This is a genomic window from Rhodosalinus sp. K401, assembly GCF_041365735.1.
Classification (GTDB): domain Bacteria; phylum Pseudomonadota; class Alphaproteobacteria; order Rhodobacterales; family Rhodobacteraceae; genus Rhodosalinus.
The window spans coordinates 116,501-132,038 of the sequence record NZ_JBGFSI010000004.1 but is presented as its reverse complement, the minus strand read 5'-3'; the positions used below and the strand labels follow the sequence as shown (position 1 = coordinate 132,038).

The 15,538-nt window shown below is 70.5% G+C and carries 17 protein-coding genes; 9 read left to right on the top strand and 8 right to left on the bottom strand.

From position 1 onward, the window contains the following. Positions 1-23: 23 nt before the first annotated feature. On the top strand, positions 24-2,921 hold the full coding sequence (locus tag AB6A66_RS06545; protein ID WP_371055250.1) for an error-prone DNA polymerase: 2,898 nt from the start codon (positions 24-26) through the stop codon (positions 2,919-2,921). 21 nt (positions 2,922-2,942) lie between these two features. Here the strand turns inward: AB6A66_RS06545 and AB6A66_RS06540 are convergent, their stop codons facing one another. Then, positions 2,943-3,644 (bottom strand): glutathione S-transferase family protein, encoded by a 702-nt coding sequence (locus AB6A66_RS06540; protein ID WP_371038150.1) that lies wholly within the window; start codon positions 3,642-3,644, stop codon positions 2,943-2,945. Between the two features lie 171 nt (positions 3,645-3,815). Between AB6A66_RS06540 and AB6A66_RS06535 the strand changes: the two genes are divergently transcribed. Together AB6A66_RS06535 and AB6A66_RS06530 are read left to right on the top strand one after the other, a co-directional pair. After that, the gene (locus AB6A66_RS06535) at positions 3,816-4,610 is read left to right on the top strand and encodes a mechanosensitive ion channel family protein (protein ID WP_371055397.1); all 795 of its coding nucleotides are present in this window, start codon (positions 3,816-3,818) and stop codon (positions 4,608-4,610) included. A gap of 80 nt (positions 4,611-4,690) precedes the next feature. Continuing rightward, on the top strand, positions 4,691-5,248 hold the full coding sequence (locus AB6A66_RS06530) for a thioredoxin family protein (RefSeq protein ID WP_371055249.1): 558 nt from the start codon (positions 4,691-4,693) through the stop codon (positions 5,246-5,248). Between the two features lie 39 nt (positions 5,249-5,287). Here the strand turns inward: AB6A66_RS06530 and ald are convergent, their stop codons facing one another. Continuing rightward, complete coding sequence (ald, locus tag AB6A66_RS06525; RefSeq protein ID WP_371055248.1) at positions 5,288-6,406, bottom strand: alanine dehydrogenase; 1,119 nt, start codon at positions 6,404-6,406, stop codon at positions 5,288-5,290. Positions 6,407-6,540: 134 nt separating this feature from the next. Here ald and AB6A66_RS06520 point away from each other — a divergent pair, with 134 nt between their 5' ends. Further along, positions 6,541-6,999 (top strand): Lrp/AsnC family transcriptional regulator, encoded by a 459-nt coding sequence (locus AB6A66_RS06520; protein WP_371055247.1) that lies wholly within the window; start codon positions 6,541-6,543, stop codon positions 6,997-6,999. A gap of 4 nt (positions 7,000-7,003) precedes the next feature. Here AB6A66_RS06520 and AB6A66_RS06515 read toward each other — a convergent pair whose 3' ends face one another. Then, positions 7,004-7,150 (bottom strand): hypothetical protein, encoded by a 147-nt coding sequence (locus AB6A66_RS06515; protein ID WP_371055246.1) that lies wholly within the window; start codon positions 7,148-7,150, stop codon positions 7,004-7,006. A gap of 100 nt (positions 7,151-7,250) precedes the next feature. Between AB6A66_RS06515 and AB6A66_RS06510 the strand changes: the two genes are divergently transcribed. Continuing rightward, positions 7,251-7,745 (top strand): DUF2165 family protein, encoded by a 495-nt coding sequence (locus AB6A66_RS06510; protein WP_371055245.1) that lies wholly within the window; start codon positions 7,251-7,253, stop codon positions 7,743-7,745. Positions 7,746-7,925: 180 nt separating this feature from the next. On the opposite strand, the gene rpsU is transcribed toward AB6A66_RS06510, so the two are convergent. Then, complete coding sequence (gene rpsU, locus AB6A66_RS06505) at positions 7,926-8,132, bottom strand: 30S ribosomal protein S21 (RefSeq protein ID WP_371038299.1); 207 nt, start codon at positions 8,130-8,132, stop codon at positions 7,926-7,928. 111 nt (positions 8,133-8,243) lie between these two features. Between rpsU and AB6A66_RS06500 the strand changes: the two genes are divergently transcribed. Both AB6A66_RS06500 and AB6A66_RS06495 read left to right on the top strand, forming a co-directional pair. After that, positions 8,244-8,951, top strand: a complete 708-nt coding sequence (locus AB6A66_RS06500) for a COQ9 family protein (protein ID WP_371038156.1) — start codon at positions 8,244-8,246, stop codon at positions 8,949-8,951. Positions 8,952-8,955: 4 nt separating this feature from the next. Beyond that, a complete protein-coding gene (locus tag AB6A66_RS06495; protein WP_371055244.1) occupies positions 8,956-9,942 on the top strand; it encodes an NAD(P)H-quinone oxidoreductase in 987 nt (328 codons plus the stop codon). Between the two features lie 19 nt (positions 9,943-9,961). Here the strand turns inward: AB6A66_RS06495 and AB6A66_RS06490 are convergent, their stop codons facing one another. Then, positions 9,962-10,594 carry a ribonuclease T gene (locus AB6A66_RS06490; RefSeq protein ID WP_371055243.1) on the bottom strand — a complete coding sequence of 211 codons (633 nt, stop codon included), beginning with the start codon at positions 10,592-10,594 and terminating at the stop codon, positions 9,962-9,964. Between the two features lie 127 nt (positions 10,595-10,721). Here AB6A66_RS06490 and AB6A66_RS06485 point away from each other — a divergent pair, with 127 nt between their 5' ends. Together AB6A66_RS06485 and AB6A66_RS06480 are read left to right on the top strand one after the other, a co-directional pair. Then, positions 10,722-11,477: a DUF1013 domain-containing protein gene (locus tag AB6A66_RS06485; protein ID WP_371038159.1), complete on the top strand. Its 756-nt coding sequence runs from the start codon at positions 10,722-10,724 to the stop codon at positions 11,475-11,477. A 78-nt stretch (positions 11,478-11,555) separates the two neighbouring features. Next, entirely contained in the window at positions 11,556-12,710 is a 1,155-nt protein-coding gene (locus AB6A66_RS06480) for an FAD-dependent oxidoreductase (RefSeq protein ID WP_371055242.1), read from the top strand. 16 nt (positions 12,711-12,726) lie between these two features. Here AB6A66_RS06480 and recR read toward each other — a convergent pair whose 3' ends face one another. The 3 genes from recR to AB6A66_RS06465 are packed head-to-tail and all read right to left on the bottom strand — an operon-like array spanning position 12,727 to position 15,537. Then, positions 12,727-13,320 carry a recombination mediator RecR gene (gene recR, locus AB6A66_RS06475; protein ID WP_371055241.1) on the bottom strand — a complete coding sequence of 198 codons (594 nt, stop codon included), beginning with the start codon at positions 13,318-13,320 and terminating at the stop codon, positions 12,727-12,729. A gap of 57 nt (positions 13,321-13,377) precedes the next feature. Continuing rightward, on the bottom strand, positions 13,378-13,722 hold the full coding sequence (locus AB6A66_RS06470) for a YbaB/EbfC family nucleoid-associated protein (protein WP_371055240.1): 345 nt from the start codon (positions 13,720-13,722) through the stop codon (positions 13,378-13,380). A 45-nt stretch (positions 13,723-13,767) separates the two neighbouring features. Then, complete coding sequence (locus AB6A66_RS06465; protein WP_371055239.1) at positions 13,768-15,537, bottom strand: DNA polymerase III subunit gamma/tau; 1,770 nt, start codon at positions 15,535-15,537, stop codon at positions 13,768-13,770. Between the last annotated feature and the right edge of the window lies 1 nt (position 15,538).

Here is a 15,538-nt window from a genome sequence, read left to right as displayed (position 1 = left end):
CGTGAATATAATGCCGACTCGTCATGGCCGCGGAACTCTCGATCACCTCGAACTTCACCTTCCTGACCGGCGCCTCGCATCCCGAGGAGTTCATGCGCCGCGCCGGGCTCATGGGGCTGTCCGCCATCGCGGTGGCCGACGAGAACTCGGTGGCGGGGATCGTGCGGGCCCATGCCGCGGCGCGCGAGATGGCCCGCGAGGTGGCCGAGCGCGACGCGCTCGAGGCGGCCCGGGGGCCGATCGGCCCGCCCGCCCCCGAGGGCTGCGCCCCCGGCCCCTCTGCGGCGATCCGGAACGTGCCGCGCCTCATCCCGGCCGCGCGGCTCGTGCCGGTGGACGGCCCCGAGATCACCGCGCTCGCGGCCACGCGCGAGGGCTGGGCGCGGCTCTGCCGGCTGATCTCGCGGGGGCGGCTGCGCGCGCCCAAGGGCGGCGCCGCGCTGCGCATGGACGACATCATGGAGGGGATGGAGGGGCTCGAGCTTCTGCTGCACCCGCCCGCCCGCGCGCTGGACTGGCCCGAGGACTGGCGGCGGCAGGCGGCCCGCCTCGCCCGCCGCTTCGGAGAGCGCCTGCACCTCGCCCTCGCCCCGGCCTATGACGGGCAGGACCCGGCGCGCTTCGACCTCTGGGCGGCGGAGGCTGCGCGGCTTGCCCTGCCGACCCTCGCCACCGCGCGGCCCATGATGCATCACGGCCGGCGCCGCCGGCTCACCGACGTGCTCACCGCCATCCGCACCGGCACGCGGGTGGACGCGCTCGGCCGCGCGGCGCTCGCCAACGCCGAGCAGCGGCTGCGCTCGGAGGCGGAGATGCGCCGGATCTTCCGCGGCCACGAGGCGGCGGTGGCGCGGGCGGAGGCGCTGGCGCGGCGCTGCACCTTCTCGCTCGACGCGCTGCGCTACGAGTACCCTTCCGAGGTCGCCGACGGAGAGCGCCCGCGCGACCGGTTGGCCCGGCTGGCCCGGGCGGGTCTCGCCCGGCGCTATCCCGAGGGCGCGCCGGAGCGCGTGCGCGCCATGCTCGAGCATGAACTCGCGCTCATCGCCAAGCTGAACTACGAGCCCTATTTCCTGACCGTCAACGACATCGTCGCCTTCGCACGCACGCGCGGCATCCTTTGCCAGGGGCGCGGCTCGGCGGCGAATTCGGTGGTCTGCTACTGCCTCGGCGTCACCTCCGTCTCCCCCGAGATCGGCACCATGGTCTTCGAGCGCTTCGTCAGTGAGGCGCGCGACGAGCCGCCCGACATCGACGTGGATTTCGAGCACGAGCGCCGCGAGGAGGTGATCCAGTGGATCTACGCCCGCTACGGCCGCCACCGCGCGGGTCTTTGCGCGACCGTCATCCACTACCGCGGCAAGCGCGCGATCCGCGAGGTGGGCCGCGCGATGGGGCTTTCCGAGGACACGGTGGCGGCGCTCAGCTCCCAGCTCTGGGGCTTTTACGGCATGGGCGGGACGGAGGCGGAGCGGCTCTCCGAGATCGGCCTCGACCCTTCGGACAGGCGCCTGAGCCAGACGATGGAGCTGATCGACGAGATCGTGGGCTTCCCGCGCCACCTGTCGCAGCATGTCGGCGGCTTCGTCATCACCGAGGGGCGGCTCGACGAGCTCTGCCCGCTGGAGAACGCGGCGATGGAGGACCGCACCGTCATCTGCTGGGACAAGGATGACATCGACACGCTGGGCATCCTCAAGGTGGACGTGCTGTCGCTGGGGATGCTGACCTGCATCCGCAAGGCGTTCGAGCTGCTGCGCCAGCATCACGGGGCGGATTACACGCTGGCGACGCTGCCGCAGGAGGATCCGAGGGTCTACGACATGCTGTGCCGGGCCGACTCCGTTGGCGTCTTCCAGGTGGAAAGCCGCGCGCAGATGAACTTCCTGCCGCGGATGAAGCCACGCTCGTTCTACGATCTGGTGATCGAGGTGGCGATCGTGCGGCCGGGGCCGATCCAGGGCGACATGGTTCACCCCTACATCCGTCGCCGCAACGGCGAGGAGCGGGTCGAGTTCCCCTCCGATGCGCTGGGCGCGGTGCTGGCCAAGACGCTGGGCGTGCCGCTTTTCCAGGAGCAGGCGATGCAGATCGCCATCATCGGCGCCAATTTCACGCCCGATGAGGCCGACCGGCTGCGCCGCTCGCTCGCCACCTTCAAGAAGCACGGCAACATCAGCGAGTTCCGGAGCCGGTTCCTGAAGGGCATGGTGGCGAACGGCTACGACCGCGATTTCGCGGAGCGCTGCTTCTCCCAGATCGAGGGCTTCGGCTCCTACGGGTTCCCCGAAAGCCACGCGGCGAGCTTCGCGCTGCTGGTCTATGCCTCCGCCTGGCTCAAGTGCCATCACCCGGGCCTTTTCGCCTGCGCGCTTCTCAACGCGCAGCCCATGGGCTTCTACGCCCCGGCGCAGATCGTGCGCGACGCGCGCGAGCACGGGGTGGAGGTGCGCCCGGTCTGCATCAACGAGAGCTACTGGGACAACGTGATGGAGCCCGACGGCCGCGGCGGGCTGGCGCTGCGCCTGGGCTTCCGCCAGATCAGGGGGCTGAAGGAGGAGGACGCCGCCTGGATCGCGGCGGCGCGCGGCAACGGCTACCTGACGGTGGAGGACGTCTGGCGCCGCGCGGGCGTGACGCCCCCGGTGCTCGCCCGGCTGGCCGAGGCGGATGTCTTCGCCGCGCTCGGCCTCTCGCGCCGCGAGGCGTCATGGGAGGCGCGCGCGCTCCGCGCCCCCGCGCCGCTGCCACTTTTCGAGGGCGACATGGACGGGGAAGGCATCGCCGAGCCAGCGGCGCTCCTGCCGGAGATGACGCTCGGCGAGGAGGTGGTGGAGGATTACGTGGCCATGCGCCTCAGCCTGCGCGCGCACCCGGTGGCGCTGCTGCGCGACCGGCTGACGCCGCCTGCAGCGGGATGAGAGGCCGCGGGCGCCGCCGCGTCAGCCGTTCCTCGGCGGGATGTCGAGCGCCCGCTGCACCGCGGGCCGCGCGAGGAAGCGGTCGAGATAGGCCACGGTGCGCGGGTGCGCGTCCCAGCCCACGAGGTCCTTCGCGCCGTAGAAGTCGAGCGCGCGCAGCCAGGGCGCGAGCGCCATGTCGGCGATGGAATACTCCCCCGCGATCCATTCGCGCCCCTCGAGCGCGGTTTCCACCACGCCCAGAAGCCTGCGCGCCTCGTTCACGTAACGCTCGCGCGGGATCGGGTCCTTCACCTCGGCGCCCTTGAACTTCACGAAGAAGCCGAGCTGGCCGAAGAGCGGCCCCACGCCGCCCATCTGGAACATCAGCCACTGCAGCACCTCGTAGCGCCCGCGCGGATCGGCGGGCAGGAACTGCCCGGTCTTCTCGGCGAGGTAGACCAGGATGGCCCCCGACTCGAAGAGGCCCATCGGTTCCCCGCCGGGCCCGTCGGGATCGATGATGGCGGGGATCTTGTTGTTGGGGTTGAGCGAAAGGAATTCCGGGCTCTTCACGTCGGCGTCGTCGAGCGTCACGCGGTGCGCCTCGTAGGGCAGTCCCGTCTCTTCCAGCATGGCCGACACCTTGATGCCGTTCGGCGTGGGGAAGGAATAGAGTTGCAGCACGGACGGGTCCTGCGGCGGCCAACGGCGGGTGATCGGGAAATCGGCAAGCTCGGCCATCGGGTCTCCTTTCATGCTCCGGTCGCACAATAGGCGCATTACCGGCAGGTAAAACCCTTTGACTTGTGCGCGGGTGCAGGATTGCCTGCGCATGAGGGTCAACCCGCAGGCGCGGGGCGACGGCTGCGCGGCGAAAGGATGGGCGCGATGGAAGACCAGGCGAGACAGCTCATGGAAACGGCGTCGGGCTACGGCCCGATCCTGCTCAATGCACTGAAGGCGCTCGTCGTCCTCGTCGTCGGCTGGACGATCGCCGGCATCGTCGGCGGCACCGTGCGCCGTCGGATCAACCGCACCCCGCAGATCGACAAGACACTCGGCAACTTCGTGGCCAGCGTCGTGAAGTGGGTGCTGCTCCTCGTGGTCTTCATCGCGGTGCTGGGCATCTTCGGGATCGAGGCCACGAGCCTCGTCGCGGTGCTGGGCGCCGCGACGCTGGCGGTGGGCCTCGCGCTCCAGGGCACGCTCGCCGATCTGGCGGCGGGCTTCATGCTGATCCTGTTCCGGCCCTACAAGCTGGGCCAGTTCGTCGATATCGGCGGCACCGCGGGGACGGTCGAGAACCTCGACCTCTTCGTGACCGAACTCGTCACGCCCGACAACGTGCAGATCATCATGCCGAACGGGAAGGCGTGGGGGTCGGTCATCACCAACTACTCCGCCCATGCGACGCGCCGCCTCGACCTGGGTTTCGGCATCGACTACGGCGACGACGCGGACAAGGCGATGGGGATCATCCTGCGCATCGCCGAGGCCGATCCGCGCGTCCACGCCGACCCGGCGCCCTGGGTGCGCGTGGTCGCGCTCGGCGAGAGCTCGGTGGATCTCGGCGTGCGGCTCTGGTGCGCGGCCGGGGATTACTGGGATCTCAAGTTCGACATGCTCAAGCGCGTGAAGGAGACCTTCGACGCAGAGGGCATCACGATCCCCTATCCGCATTCGGTCGAGATCTCGAAGCCGGCCTGAGCGGCCGGGACCGGCGCTGCTTGAAGCGGCGCCGCGCGTCGCGCTAGCCTCGGCGCGACCGAGAGAAAGGAGCCCTGCCCATGCCCGCCGCCCAACCCCCCGTCTGCGACTTCGGCTGGAAGGCCCCGGATTTCCGCCTGCCCGCGACCGATGGGCGGAGCTACGCGCTCTCCGACCTCAGGGGCCGGAACGGTCTGGTGCTGGCCTTCATCTGCAATCACTGCCCCTATGTCCTCGCCGTGATCGACCGGATCGTCCGCGACGCGCGCGATCTCGCGCCGCTCGGCATCGGCTTCGCGGCAATCTGCTCGAACGACGCCGAGAACTACCCGGCCGACAGCTTCGAGAACATGGGCGCCATGGCGAAGGAGAAGGACTTCCCGTTCCCCTACCTGCACGACGCGGACCAGTCCGTGGCGCGCGCCTATGGCGCCGCCTGCACGCCGGACTTCTTCGGCTTCGACGCGGATCTCGGCCTCCAGTACCGCGGCAGGCTCGATGCCTCGCGCGCGGAGGCGGGCCCCGAGGACCTGCGCCGCGACCTCTTCGAGGCGATGAAGCAGGTGGCCGAGACGGGGAAGGGACCGGCCGAGCAGGTCCCGTCCATCGGGTGTTCGATCAAGTGGAAGGCCGCCTGAAAGGGCCGCGCGCCGCCGCGCGCCGCCGCGGCGGGCGGTTCAGCCCCGCAGCACCTTCTGCGGCGAGATCACGTCGATCCCGAGCGCCTTGCCCACGGCATAGTAGGTCAGCTGCCCAGCGTGCACGTTCAGCCCGGCCAGCAGATGGGGGTCGTCGGTGCAGGCCTGCCGCCAGCCCTTGTCGGCGAGCGCCAGCATGAAGGGCATCGTGGCGTTGCCGAGCGCGATGGTCGCGGTGCGCGCCACGGCGCCCGGCATGTTGGCGACGCAGTAATGCACGATCCCGTCCACCTCGTAGATCGGATCTTCGTGGGTGGTCGCCCGCGACGTCTCGAAACAGCCGCCCTGGTCGATGGCCACGTCCAGGAGCACGGCGCCCGGCTTCATCCGGGCAAGGTCGTCGCGGCGCACGAGCTTGGGGGCCTCCGCGCCGGGGATCAGCACCGCGCCCACCACGAGGTCGGCGCGGCCGAGCAGCTCCGCAAGCGCGCCGCTTGAGGAGTAGCGGGTGCGGAACCTGTCGCCGAACACGTCGTCGAGGTAGCGCAGCCGGGGCAGGGACCGGTCGAGCACGGTGACCTCGGCCCCCATCCCGGCCGCCACGCGCGCGGCGTGGGTGCCCACGGTGCCCCCGCCGATCACCACCACCTCGGCCGGGCCGACACCCGGCACGCCGCCCATCAGCGTGCCGCGCCCGCCATTGGCCTTCTGCAGGGCCCAGGCGCCCATCTGCGGGGCGAGCCTGCCCGCGACCTCGGACATGGGCGCGAGCAGCGGCAGCCCGCCCTGCGCGTCGGTGACTGTCTCGTAGGCGATGGCGGTGACGCCCGACGCGAGCAGGTCCCGCGTCTGGTCCGGGTCGGGGGCGAGGTGGAGGTAGGTGAACAGCACCTGGCCCTCGCGCAGCATCCCGCGCTCCGCCGCCTGCGGTTCCTTGACTTTCACGATCATATCCGCCTCGGCGAAGATTTCCTCGGCGGTCTCGGCGAGCCGCGCGCCGGCCTCGGTGTAATCCGCGTCCTCGAAGCCCGCGCCCCTGCCGGCGCCCGACTGGACGATCACCTCGTGCCCGTGCGCCACGGCTTCCTGCGCGGCGTTCGGCGTGAGGCCCACGCGGAACTCCTGCGGCTTGATCTCGGTGGGGCAGCCAATCTTCATCGCGGTCTCCTCTTCCCTGGCACGAGCATGCAGGATATCCGGTGCAAATGCGTTGAAATCTCTCGCGCCGGGAATGCAGTCTTCGGCAGTTTCTTCGCAGATCAAGGCAAATCGGCGAAGGACATGCGGCCGTAATGACGATGGACGAAACCGATCGCCGGATCCTGCGCGCGCTTCAGAAGCAGGGCCGCATCTCGAACGCCGACCTGTCGGAACAGGTCAACCTGTCGCCCTCGGCCTGTCACCGCCGGGTTCAGCGGCTGGAGGCGGCGGGCGCGATCGCGGGCTACGTCGCGCTGCTGTCGCCGCGCGCCCTCGGCGTTCCCGCCACGGTCTTCGTGGAGATCACGCTCCAGGCGCAGGCCGACGAGGTGCTCGAGGCGTTCGAGACCGCGGTGCGGCGCATTCCCAACGTCCTCGAATGTCACCTGATGGCGGGCACCGCGGACTACATCCTCAAGATCGTGGCCGAGGACACCGAGGATTTCGCGCGCATCCACCGGCAATACCTCACGCGCCTGCCGGGCGTGGCGCAGATGCAGTCGAGTTTCTCGCTCCGCACCGTCTGCGCGACCACGGCGCTGCCCGTCTGAGCGTTCAACGCTCCGGCCAGTCCACGACCAGTTCCAGAAGCGGGGCGCCGTCCGAGACGGTCCACACGCGCCGGGTCACGACGAAGACCTCGTCCTGCACTCGCAGCCGGTCGCCGGCCTGCATCGCCGGATCTGGCTTGACGGGCCGCAACTCTTCGCCGATCCCTGACGTAAGGGCACGTGCGGCGGCGCTCGCCGTGAGCCGGAACCTGGTCCGCAATCCGGCGCCGTGTGAAACTGGAGTTACCGACATGCTCGTCCGCTACTGCAAGATGGTGATGGTGTTGGGCCTAAGCCTTTTCGCCTTTCTCGTCACGTTCAACAACCTGACCGATTACAATTCGAATTTCGAGTTCGTGAAACATGTTCTCAGCATGGACACGACCTTCGAGGGCAACGCGGGCATGTGGCGCGCGATCACGGTGCCGTGGATGTGGCACGCCGGCTACTGGGGTATCATCGCGGGGGAGGGGATCACCTTCCTCCTGCTTCTCATCGGCGCGCTGCGCATGTTCGCCGCGCGGGACGCAGACGCCGACGCCTTCCAGTCCGCCAAGACCTACGTGGTGCTCGGCGCGACGGTGGGCTTTCTCGTCTGGTTCGTGGGGTTCATGGCCGTGGGCGGCGAGTGGTTCCTGATGTGGCAGTCGGACACGTGGAACGGCCAGCAGGCCGCCTTCCGCTTCTACATGAGCATTCTCGCGGTGCTCATCTTCGTGATGATGCGGGACGAGGAGGCGTGGTGAGCCGCGTCTGACCGTACCGACGCGGGCGGCGCCCGGCGGGGGACCTGACGCCGGCGGCGCCGGGCCGCGCGCGGGCCCGGACGTTCCGGCGTCCCGACGGGCCCGCCCGAACATGACAAACCCCCGGGCACGAGGCCGCGGGGGTTTCCCATTCGTGTTCGATCGCCGGCAGGCGAACGCTCAGAGGAGCCCTTCGCGCTGGGCCTTCTTGCGCGCGAGCTTGCGCGCGCGGCGAATCGCCTCGGCCTTTTCGCGCGCCTTCTTCTCCGAGGGTTTCTCGAAGTGCTGGCGCAGCTTCATTTCGCGGAAGACGCCTTCGCGCTGCAGCTTTTTCTTGAGCGCGCGCATCGCCTGATCGACATTGTTGTCGCGAACACTGACCTGCATGTGGGTGTCACCACCTTTCGGGCTGAAGTTGCTGTTATTGCAGGAGGTGGCCGTATACCAAGGCCACGCTAGCTTGTCCAGAACATCCACGAGATGCCGAGGAGTCGCCAGATGCCCACGACGCCGGAAAGCCCCGAACTCGCAGCGCTGCTCGACGCCGCGCTTCTTCACGTGCCCTTCGACGGCTGGTCCGAGGCCACGTTCCGCGCCGCGATACGTGACACCGGCATCGACCCGGCGGTCGCCCGTGCGCTCTGCCGGCGCGGCGCCCTGGACCTTGCCGTGACGTTCCACCGGCGCGGCGACAGGGCGATGCGCGAGCGGTTGCGCGTCACCGACCTGACGGAGATGCGGATGCGCGACCGGATCGCCTTCGCCGTGCGCGCCCGCCTCGAGGCGGCGGGCGACAAGGAGGCGGTGCGCCGCGGCACCACGTTCTTCGCGCTTCCCAACCACGCGGCGGAGGGCGCGCGCCTGATCTGGGAGACGGCGGACACCATCTGGACGGCCCTTGGCGACGATTCCGACGACGTGAACTGGTATACCAAGCGCGCCACGCTTTCGGCGGTCTACAGCGCGACGGTGCTTTACTGGCTCGGCGACGAGACGCCCGACAGCAGCGCGACATGGGCGTTCCTCGACCGCCGGATCGCCGACGTGATGCAGTTCGAGAAGGTCAAGGCGCAGGTCGGCGAGAACCCGGTGCTGAAACGGGTTTTCGCCGGACCGGCCTGGGTGCTAGGCAAGGTGCGCGCGCCGATGCGCGCCCCCGACATCGACCTGCCGGGCCGCTGGTCCGGCCCGCCCGCCCAGGAGTGAACCCATGCCAGAGCAGACCATGCGCGCCGTCGAGATCAGCGAGCCCGGCGGCCCCGAGGTGCTGCGCCTGGCAACCCGCCCCGTGCCCGAGCCGGGGGCGGGGCAGGTCCTGATCCGCGTGTCCCATGCGGGCGTGAACCGGCCCGATGCGCTGCAACGCGCGGGCGCCTACGCGCCCCCGCCCGGCGCGTCCGACCTGCCGGGCCTCGAGGCCGCGGGCGAGATCGCGGCAATCGGCCCGGGGGTGACGGAATGGGCGGTGGGAGACCGCGTCTGCGCGCTTCTTCCCGGCGGCGGCTACGCCGAACACGTCGTGACGCCCGCGGCGCATTGCCTGCCCGTGCCCGAGGGGCTCGACCTCCAGCAGGCCGCCTGCCTGCCCGAGACCTTCTTCACCGTCTGGTCCAACGTCTTCATGCGCGGCAGGCTCCAGGCCGGGGAGCGGTTCCTGGTTCATGGCGGCTCTTCCGGGATCGGGACGACGGCAATCCAGCTCGCCCACGCCTTCGGCGCCCGGGTCTTCGCCACGGCGGGAAGCCCGGAGAAATGCGCCGCCTGCGCCCGTCTCGGGGCCGAGCGCGCGATCAACTACCGCGAGGAGGATTTCGTCGAGGCGCTTCGCGCCGAGGGCGGCGCCAACCTGATCCTCGACATGGTGGGCGGCGATTACATCCCGCGCAACGTCAAGGCGCTCGCCGATGACGGGCGGCTCGTGCAGATCGCGTTCCTGTCGGGCCCCAAGGTGGAGCTGAACTTCGCGCAGGTGATGACGCGGCGGCTGACGATCACCGGCTCCACCCTGCGCCCGCAATCCGAACTCGCCAAGGCGCGCATCGCCGAGGGGCTTCGCGCCCATGTCTGGCCGCTTCTCGAGGCGGGGCGCATCGGACCGGTGATGGATTCCGAATTCCCGCTCGAAGAGGCCGCCGCGGCCCATGCCCGGATGGAAAGCTCCGCCCATATCGGGAAGATCGTGCTGAAGGTGGGCTGAGCGTCCCTTCGTCCGCCGCTCAGGGGATCGGCGCGAGAAGCGCGTCGTCGAGACGGCAGTCCTCGACCACGTCGCGGCCGCAGGGCACCGGCGCGAGCCCGTCGCGCGACAGGCAAAGCCGCGCCTCCTGGATGCGGCCCGCCCGGCAGGTGATGGTCAGCATGTCGGGCGCCACGCCGGGATTGGCCTTCAGGAACGCCTCCTCCACCACCCGGGCGGGCAGGCGCACCGGATCGCTCAGCCGGCGGAAGAGTTCGGGCCGCGCCACCGACAGGTAGGCGCGGCGCGACAGCGCGAAATAGTCGTCGGCGGCCAGCCCCGAGCAGCTTCCGTGCTTTTTCCACTGGTGCCAGGCGAGCCCCGCGCTGCCCATGATGTCTGCCATCGCGCGGGTGCCGGCGCGCGAGGGCGGCTGCATCGAGGTCGGGCAATGGCTCGGCCAGCCGCGATGGTATTGCGGCCAGAGCCCGTGCAGCGTCCAGCCGTGATCGGCGGCCGGATCGCATTGCGGCGCGCCGCGCGCCCCGCCTTCGAGCGCGCACCAGGTCGGGCTCCAGCTCAGCGAGAGCACCCAGTAGTCGAAATCGCCCGCCGCCTCGCCCTCGGCGCGCAGCGCCGTAGCCCAGAACAGCAGCAGAATCGCCCAGCGCATTCGGCCCTTCCCTTCGCGTTTCGGCTCGACTATATCAGCGCCGAGTTCCCCCACAACTCGATCCAGCCTCGCAGGGCGAGGCCGCCCGGCCCCGGGCGCCGGGCAATACGTATTGAGGAGACGCGACATGGCCAAACTGCTGCACCCGAAGGCGACCGCCGTCTGGCTCGTGGACAACACCACGCTCAGCTTCAAGCAGATCGCCGATTTCACCGAGATGCACGAGCTGGAGATCCAGGGCATCGCCGACGGCGACGTGGCCGCGGGCGTGAAGGGTTTCGACCCCGTGGCCAACAACCAGCTCGAGCCCGAGGAGATCCGCAAGGCGGAGGCCGACCCGAACTACAGGCTCCAGCTCAAGTTCAACCCCGCCGCGCGCGATGAGGACAAGCGCCGCGGCCCGCGCTACACGCCGCTGTCGAAGCGGCAGGACCGCCCGGCGGCCATCCTCTGGCTGGTGAAGTTCCACCCCGAGTTGGCCGACAGCCAGATCGCGCGGCTTGTCGGCACGACGAAGCCCACGATCCAGTCGATCCGCGAGCGCACCCACTGGAACATCTCCAACATCCAGCCGATCGACCCGGTTGCCCTGGGGCTTTGCAAGCAGAGCGAGCTCGACGCCGTCGTGCAGAAGGCGGCGAAGAAGAAGGAAGCCGAGGGCGCGATCATGTCCGACGACGAGCGCCGCAAGCTCGTCTCCACCGAGCAGAGCCTCGGCATGGAGGCCGAGCCCAAGATGCCGACGGCGATCGAGGGGCTCGAGTCCTTCACGCTCACCGGAGGCAGCGAAACGCGCGCCGACGAGGACGACAAGCGGGATCCCGACAGTTTCTTCAACCTGCCCGACGAGACCGAGGACGACGACGAGGACGGCGGCCGCTGAGCGCGAAAGGCGCGGCGGGGCTTTCCTTTTCCTTCGCCGCGCGGCAGCCTTTTCCCCGCGACAGAGCGGGAGGATGCGATGCGGATCGCCATCATCGGCGCGGGTCTGATCGGTGGCGCGGCGGCGCGGCACCTGGCCAGGGCCGGCCACGACGTGGTGCTGATCGGTCCGGCCGAGCCGGGCGACAAGCGGTGCCACGACGGGGTCTTCGCGAGCCACTACGACGAGGGCCGCATCACCCGCAAGCTCGATCCCTGGGCCTTCTGGAGCCGCGCGAGCCGCGAAAGCATCGCGCGCTATGGCGAGATCGAGGCCGAAAGCGGCATTTCCTTCTACACCGAGGCGGGCGCGATGCTCGCGGGGCCGGCTGACGGCACGCTGATCCGCCAGACCGCCGAGGTGCAGGAGGCGGCGGGTTTTCCCGCCGAGCGGCTGACAGGCGGCGCGCTGGCCGAGCGGTTCCCCTTTTTCGCGTTCGCGCCCGGGACGCTGGCCCTTTACGAAGCGACGGCGGCAGGGCACATCAGCCCGCGCCGTCTTGCCCGGGCGCAGCTGGTCGCGGCGGAACGCGCCGGCGCGCGGTATCTCGCGGCCGAGGCGCAGGGCCTCGACGAAACCGCTGCGGGCATCAGCGTCGCCACGTCCGAGGGACCGGTGCGGGCCGATCGCGCCCTGGTGGCGACAGGCGGATTCACCGACGTCCTCCTGCCCGGGGCGCTGCCGCTTTCGGTCTATGCGCGCACCGTGGCGCTTTTCGAGATCGACGCGGCAGAGGCCGCGCGGCTTTCCTCGATGCCGTCGCTCATCGCGCTTCTGCCGAACGGCGAGGATCCCTATCTCCTGCCGCCGATCCGCTACCCCGACGGGCGGCTCTACCTCAAGCTCGGCGGCGACCCGGTGGACGTGCCGCTGGAGGGCCGCGCGGCGCTCGGCGACTGGTTCCGCGGCGGCGGCTCGGCGGAGGTGGGCGCGCGCCTCGAGGCCATGATCCGGAAGCGGATGCCCGGCATCGCGATCCGGCGCACGGTCACGGACGCCTGCGTGACCACCTACACCCCTGCCGATCGCCCGGCCATCGGGCGGCTTTCCGACCGCGTCGCGGTGGCGGTGGCCGGCTGCGGGCGGGGCGCCAAGTGTTCCGACGAACTCGGGCGGCTGGGCGGCCTTGCCGTTCTGGGCGCCGCGTTGCCGGACTGGGCCGAGCTGCAGCCGGTGGCCGCACGGGCCGCCTGAGCCGCCCCGCGCCGCGTCAGAACGACTTTCGCGCGGTGAGCGCCGCGGCGATGGTGCCGTCGTCGAGGTAGTCGAGCTCGCCGCCCACCGGCACGCCCTGGGCGAGCGAGCTGATCGCGGCCCGCCCGTCCAGCGCGTCGGCGATGTAGTGGGCGGTGGTCTGTCCGTCCACCGTGGCCGAAAGCGCCAGGATCACCTCCTGCACGCCTTCCTCCGCCACGCGCTCCAGGAGTTGCGGGATGCGCAGATCCTCGGGCCCCACCGCGTCGAGCGCCGAGAGCGTGCCGCCGAGGACGTGGTAGCGCCCCTTGAACACGCCCGACCGTTCCATCGCCCAGAGGTCGGCGACGTCCTCGACCACGCAGATCTGGCCGTTGCCGCGCGCCGAATCGGCGCAGATCGGGCAGATCTCGCCGGTGCCCACGTTGCCGCAGCGCGCGCACTCCCGCGCGGTCGCGGCCACCTGCTGCATCTGGCGCGCGAGCGGCGCGAGTTGGCTTTCCCGCCGCGCCACGAGATGCAGCACCGCGCGCCGCGCCGACCGCGGCCCGAGACCGGGCAGCCGGGCCATCATCTCGATCAGCGTGTCGATGTCCGAAGGAGCGCTCATGGCGGCGAAGGCGGCAATCCCGGGCGGTGGCGCGGCGCGCGGCCGCGGCCACGCACCTCAGAACGGCAGCTTCATGTCCTTGGGCAGGCCCATCTCGTCGGTGAGCTTCGACATCTCCTCCTGCGCCGCGGTCTGGGCCTTGGTCTGCGCCTCCTTGACCGCCGCGAGAATGAGATCCTCGACGACTTCCTTGTCGTCGCCCGAGAAGATCGACGGATCGATGTCGAGCGCGGTAAGCTCGCCCTTGAGCGTGCAGACGACCTTCACGAGGCCGCCACCCGACTCGCCCGTCACCGTCATCTGCTTCATCTCTTCCTGCAGGTCAGCCATGCGCTGCTGCATTTCCTGCGCCTTCTTCATCATCCCGGCCATGTCGCCGAGCTGGCCCAGTCCCTTGAACATCTTCGTTCCTTTCCTGTCGCGCGCGGCGCCTGCCGGCGGCTTTCGTCAATCGTCCTCGAAGGGGTCCCACTCGTCCTCGACCTCGGGCAGCGCACCCTCGGCGGCCGCGCTTTCCTGCGCCGCCTGTGTCCGGATATCCTTGATCCGGGCGCCGGGAAAGGTGGCGAGCACCGCCTTCACGAGCGGATGGGCCCGCGCCTCGGCCTCGAGCGCGCCCGCCTCCTCGGCGCGGGTCTCCGCGATCGTGGGGCCGCCGCCCGTCCCGACGACGCTCACCGCCCACCGGGCACCGGTCCAGGCCTGAAGACGCTGGCCGAGGCGCTGGGCGAGGTCCGGGGCGGCCTCGTCCGTGGGCTCGAACTCGATCCGTCCGGGTTGATAGGCGGCAAGGCGCAGATGGCTTTCCACCTCGATCAGCAGCGTCATGTCGCGGCGCGCGCGGACGAGCTCGACCACATGCTCGAAGGCCGGATAGTCGGCCAGCGAGGGCGCGAGCGCGTGGGCCTGCGCAGCGCCGCCCGCCGCGCCGGCCGGACCGCGGGGGGGCGCGGGCGCGCGAAGCCGCGCGCCGGACGTGGCCATCTGCCCGGTCGATTGCTGCGCCGCGCCGCCGCCTCCGCCGCCGCCCGGGGCAGGCCCAGGCGGGGGCGGCTCGGATTGCAGCCGGCGGAGCAGATCCTCGGGGCTGGGCAGTTCGGCCACATGCGTCAGGCGGATGATGGCCATCTCGGCGGCCATCATCGCGTTGGGCGCGGCGGCGACCTCCTCGAGCGCCTTCAGCAGCATCTGCCAGCTGCGGGTGAGCGCGCGCATCGGCAGCCGCTCGGCGAGGTCGGCGCCGCGGGCGCGCTCGGCCGGGCCCACCGTGGGATCCTCGGCCGCGCCCGGCGTGATCTTCACGACGCTGATCCAGTGCGTGAGTTCGGCAAGATCGCGCAAGACGGCCATGGGATCGGCCCCGTCGGCGTATTGCGCCGACAGCTCGGACAGCGCGCCGGCCGCGTCCCCCTTCATCACGAGTTCGAAGAGATCCATGACCCGGCCGCGATCCGCCAGACCCAGCATGGCGCGCACCTGCTCGGCCGTCGTCTCGCCCGCGCCGTGGCTGATCGCCTGGTCGAGAAGCGAGGTCGCGTCCCGGGCCGAGCCCTCGGCGGCGCGGGTGATGAGCGCGAGCGCGTCATCCGCGATCGCCGCGCCCTCCCGCTCGGCGATGCGGCGCAGCAGGCCGATCATCACCTCGGGTTCGATCCGCCGCAGGTCGAAGCGCTGGCAGCGCGAGAGCACGGTGACGGGCACCTTGCGGATCTCGGTGGTGGCGAAGATGAACTTCACATGCGCCGGCGGCTCCTCGAGCGTCTTGAGAAGCGCGTTGAAGGCCGAGGTGCTCAGCATGTGCACCTCGTCGACGATGTAGATCTTGTAGCGCGCCGAGGCCGCCCGGTAGTGGACGCTGTCGATGATCTCGCGGATGTCGCCCACGCCCGTGTTCGACGCCGCGTCCATTTCCAGCACGTCGACGTGCCGGCCCTCGGCGATGGCCACGCAGTGCTCGCAGACCCCGCAGGGATCGGTAGTGGGCCCGCCCGTTCCGTCGGTGCCGACGCAGTTCATGCCCTTGGCGATGATCCGCGCCGTCGTCGTCTTTCCCGTGCCGCGGATGCCGGTCATGATGAAGGCCTGCGCGATCCGGTCCGCCGCGAAGGCGTTCTTGAGCGTGCGCACCATGGCGTCCTGGCCGACGAGATCGGCGAAGGTCTCGGGGCGGTATTTCCGCGCCAGAACCTGGTAGCCGCCGTTGTCCGTCTCGCGCATC

Coding starts and splice junctions, on each gene's coding strand:
- AB6A66_RS06545 (WP_371055250.1), top strand. CDS start 24: ATGGCCGCGGAACTCTCGATCACCTCGAACTTCACCTTCCTGACCGGC.
- AB6A66_RS06540 (WP_371038150.1), bottom strand. CDS start 3,644: ATGGCCGAGCTTGCCGATTTCCCGATCACCCGCCGTTGGCCGCCGCAG.
- AB6A66_RS06535 (WP_371055397.1), top strand. CDS start 3,816: ATGGAAACGGCGTCGGGCTACGGCCCGATCCTGCTCAATGCACTGAAG.
- AB6A66_RS06530 (WP_371055249.1), top strand. CDS start 4,691: ATGCCCGCCGCCCAACCCCCCGTCTGCGACTTCGGCTGGAAGGCCCCG.
- ald (WP_371055248.1), bottom strand. CDS start 6,406: ATGAAGATTGGCTGCCCCACCGAGATCAAGCCGCAGGAGTTCCGCGTG.
- AB6A66_RS06520 (WP_371055247.1), top strand. CDS start 6,541: ATGACGATGGACGAAACCGATCGCCGGATCCTGCGCGCGCTTCAGAAG.
- AB6A66_RS06510 (WP_371055245.1), top strand. CDS start 7,251: ATGCTCGTCCGCTACTGCAAGATGGTGATGGTGTTGGGCCTAAGCCTT.
- rpsU (WP_371038299.1), bottom strand. CDS start 8,132: ATGCAGGTCAGTGTTCGCGACAACAATGTCGATCAGGCGATGCGCGCG.
- AB6A66_RS06500 (WP_371038156.1), top strand. CDS start 8,244: ATGCCCACGACGCCGGAAAGCCCCGAACTCGCAGCGCTGCTCGACGCC.
- AB6A66_RS06495 (WP_371055244.1), top strand. CDS start 8,956: ATGCCAGAGCAGACCATGCGCGCCGTCGAGATCAGCGAGCCCGGCGGC.
- AB6A66_RS06490 (WP_371055243.1), bottom strand. CDS start 10,594: ATGCGCTGGGCGATTCTGCTGCTGTTCTGGGCTACGGCGCTGCGCGCC.
- AB6A66_RS06485 (WP_371038159.1), top strand. CDS start 10,722: ATGGCCAAACTGCTGCACCCGAAGGCGACCGCCGTCTGGCTCGTGGAC.
- AB6A66_RS06480 (WP_371055242.1), top strand. CDS start 11,556: ATGCGGATCGCCATCATCGGCGCGGGTCTGATCGGTGGCGCGGCGGCG.
- recR (WP_371055241.1), bottom strand. CDS start 13,320: ATGAGCGCTCCTTCGGACATCGACACGCTGATCGAGATGATGGCCCGG.
- AB6A66_RS06470 (WP_371055240.1), bottom strand. CDS start 13,722: ATGTTCAAGGGACTGGGCCAGCTCGGCGACATGGCCGGGATGATGAAG.
- AB6A66_RS06465 (WP_371055239.1), bottom strand. CDS start 15,537: ATGCGCGAGACGGACAACGGCGGCTACCAGGTTCTGGCGCGGAAATAC.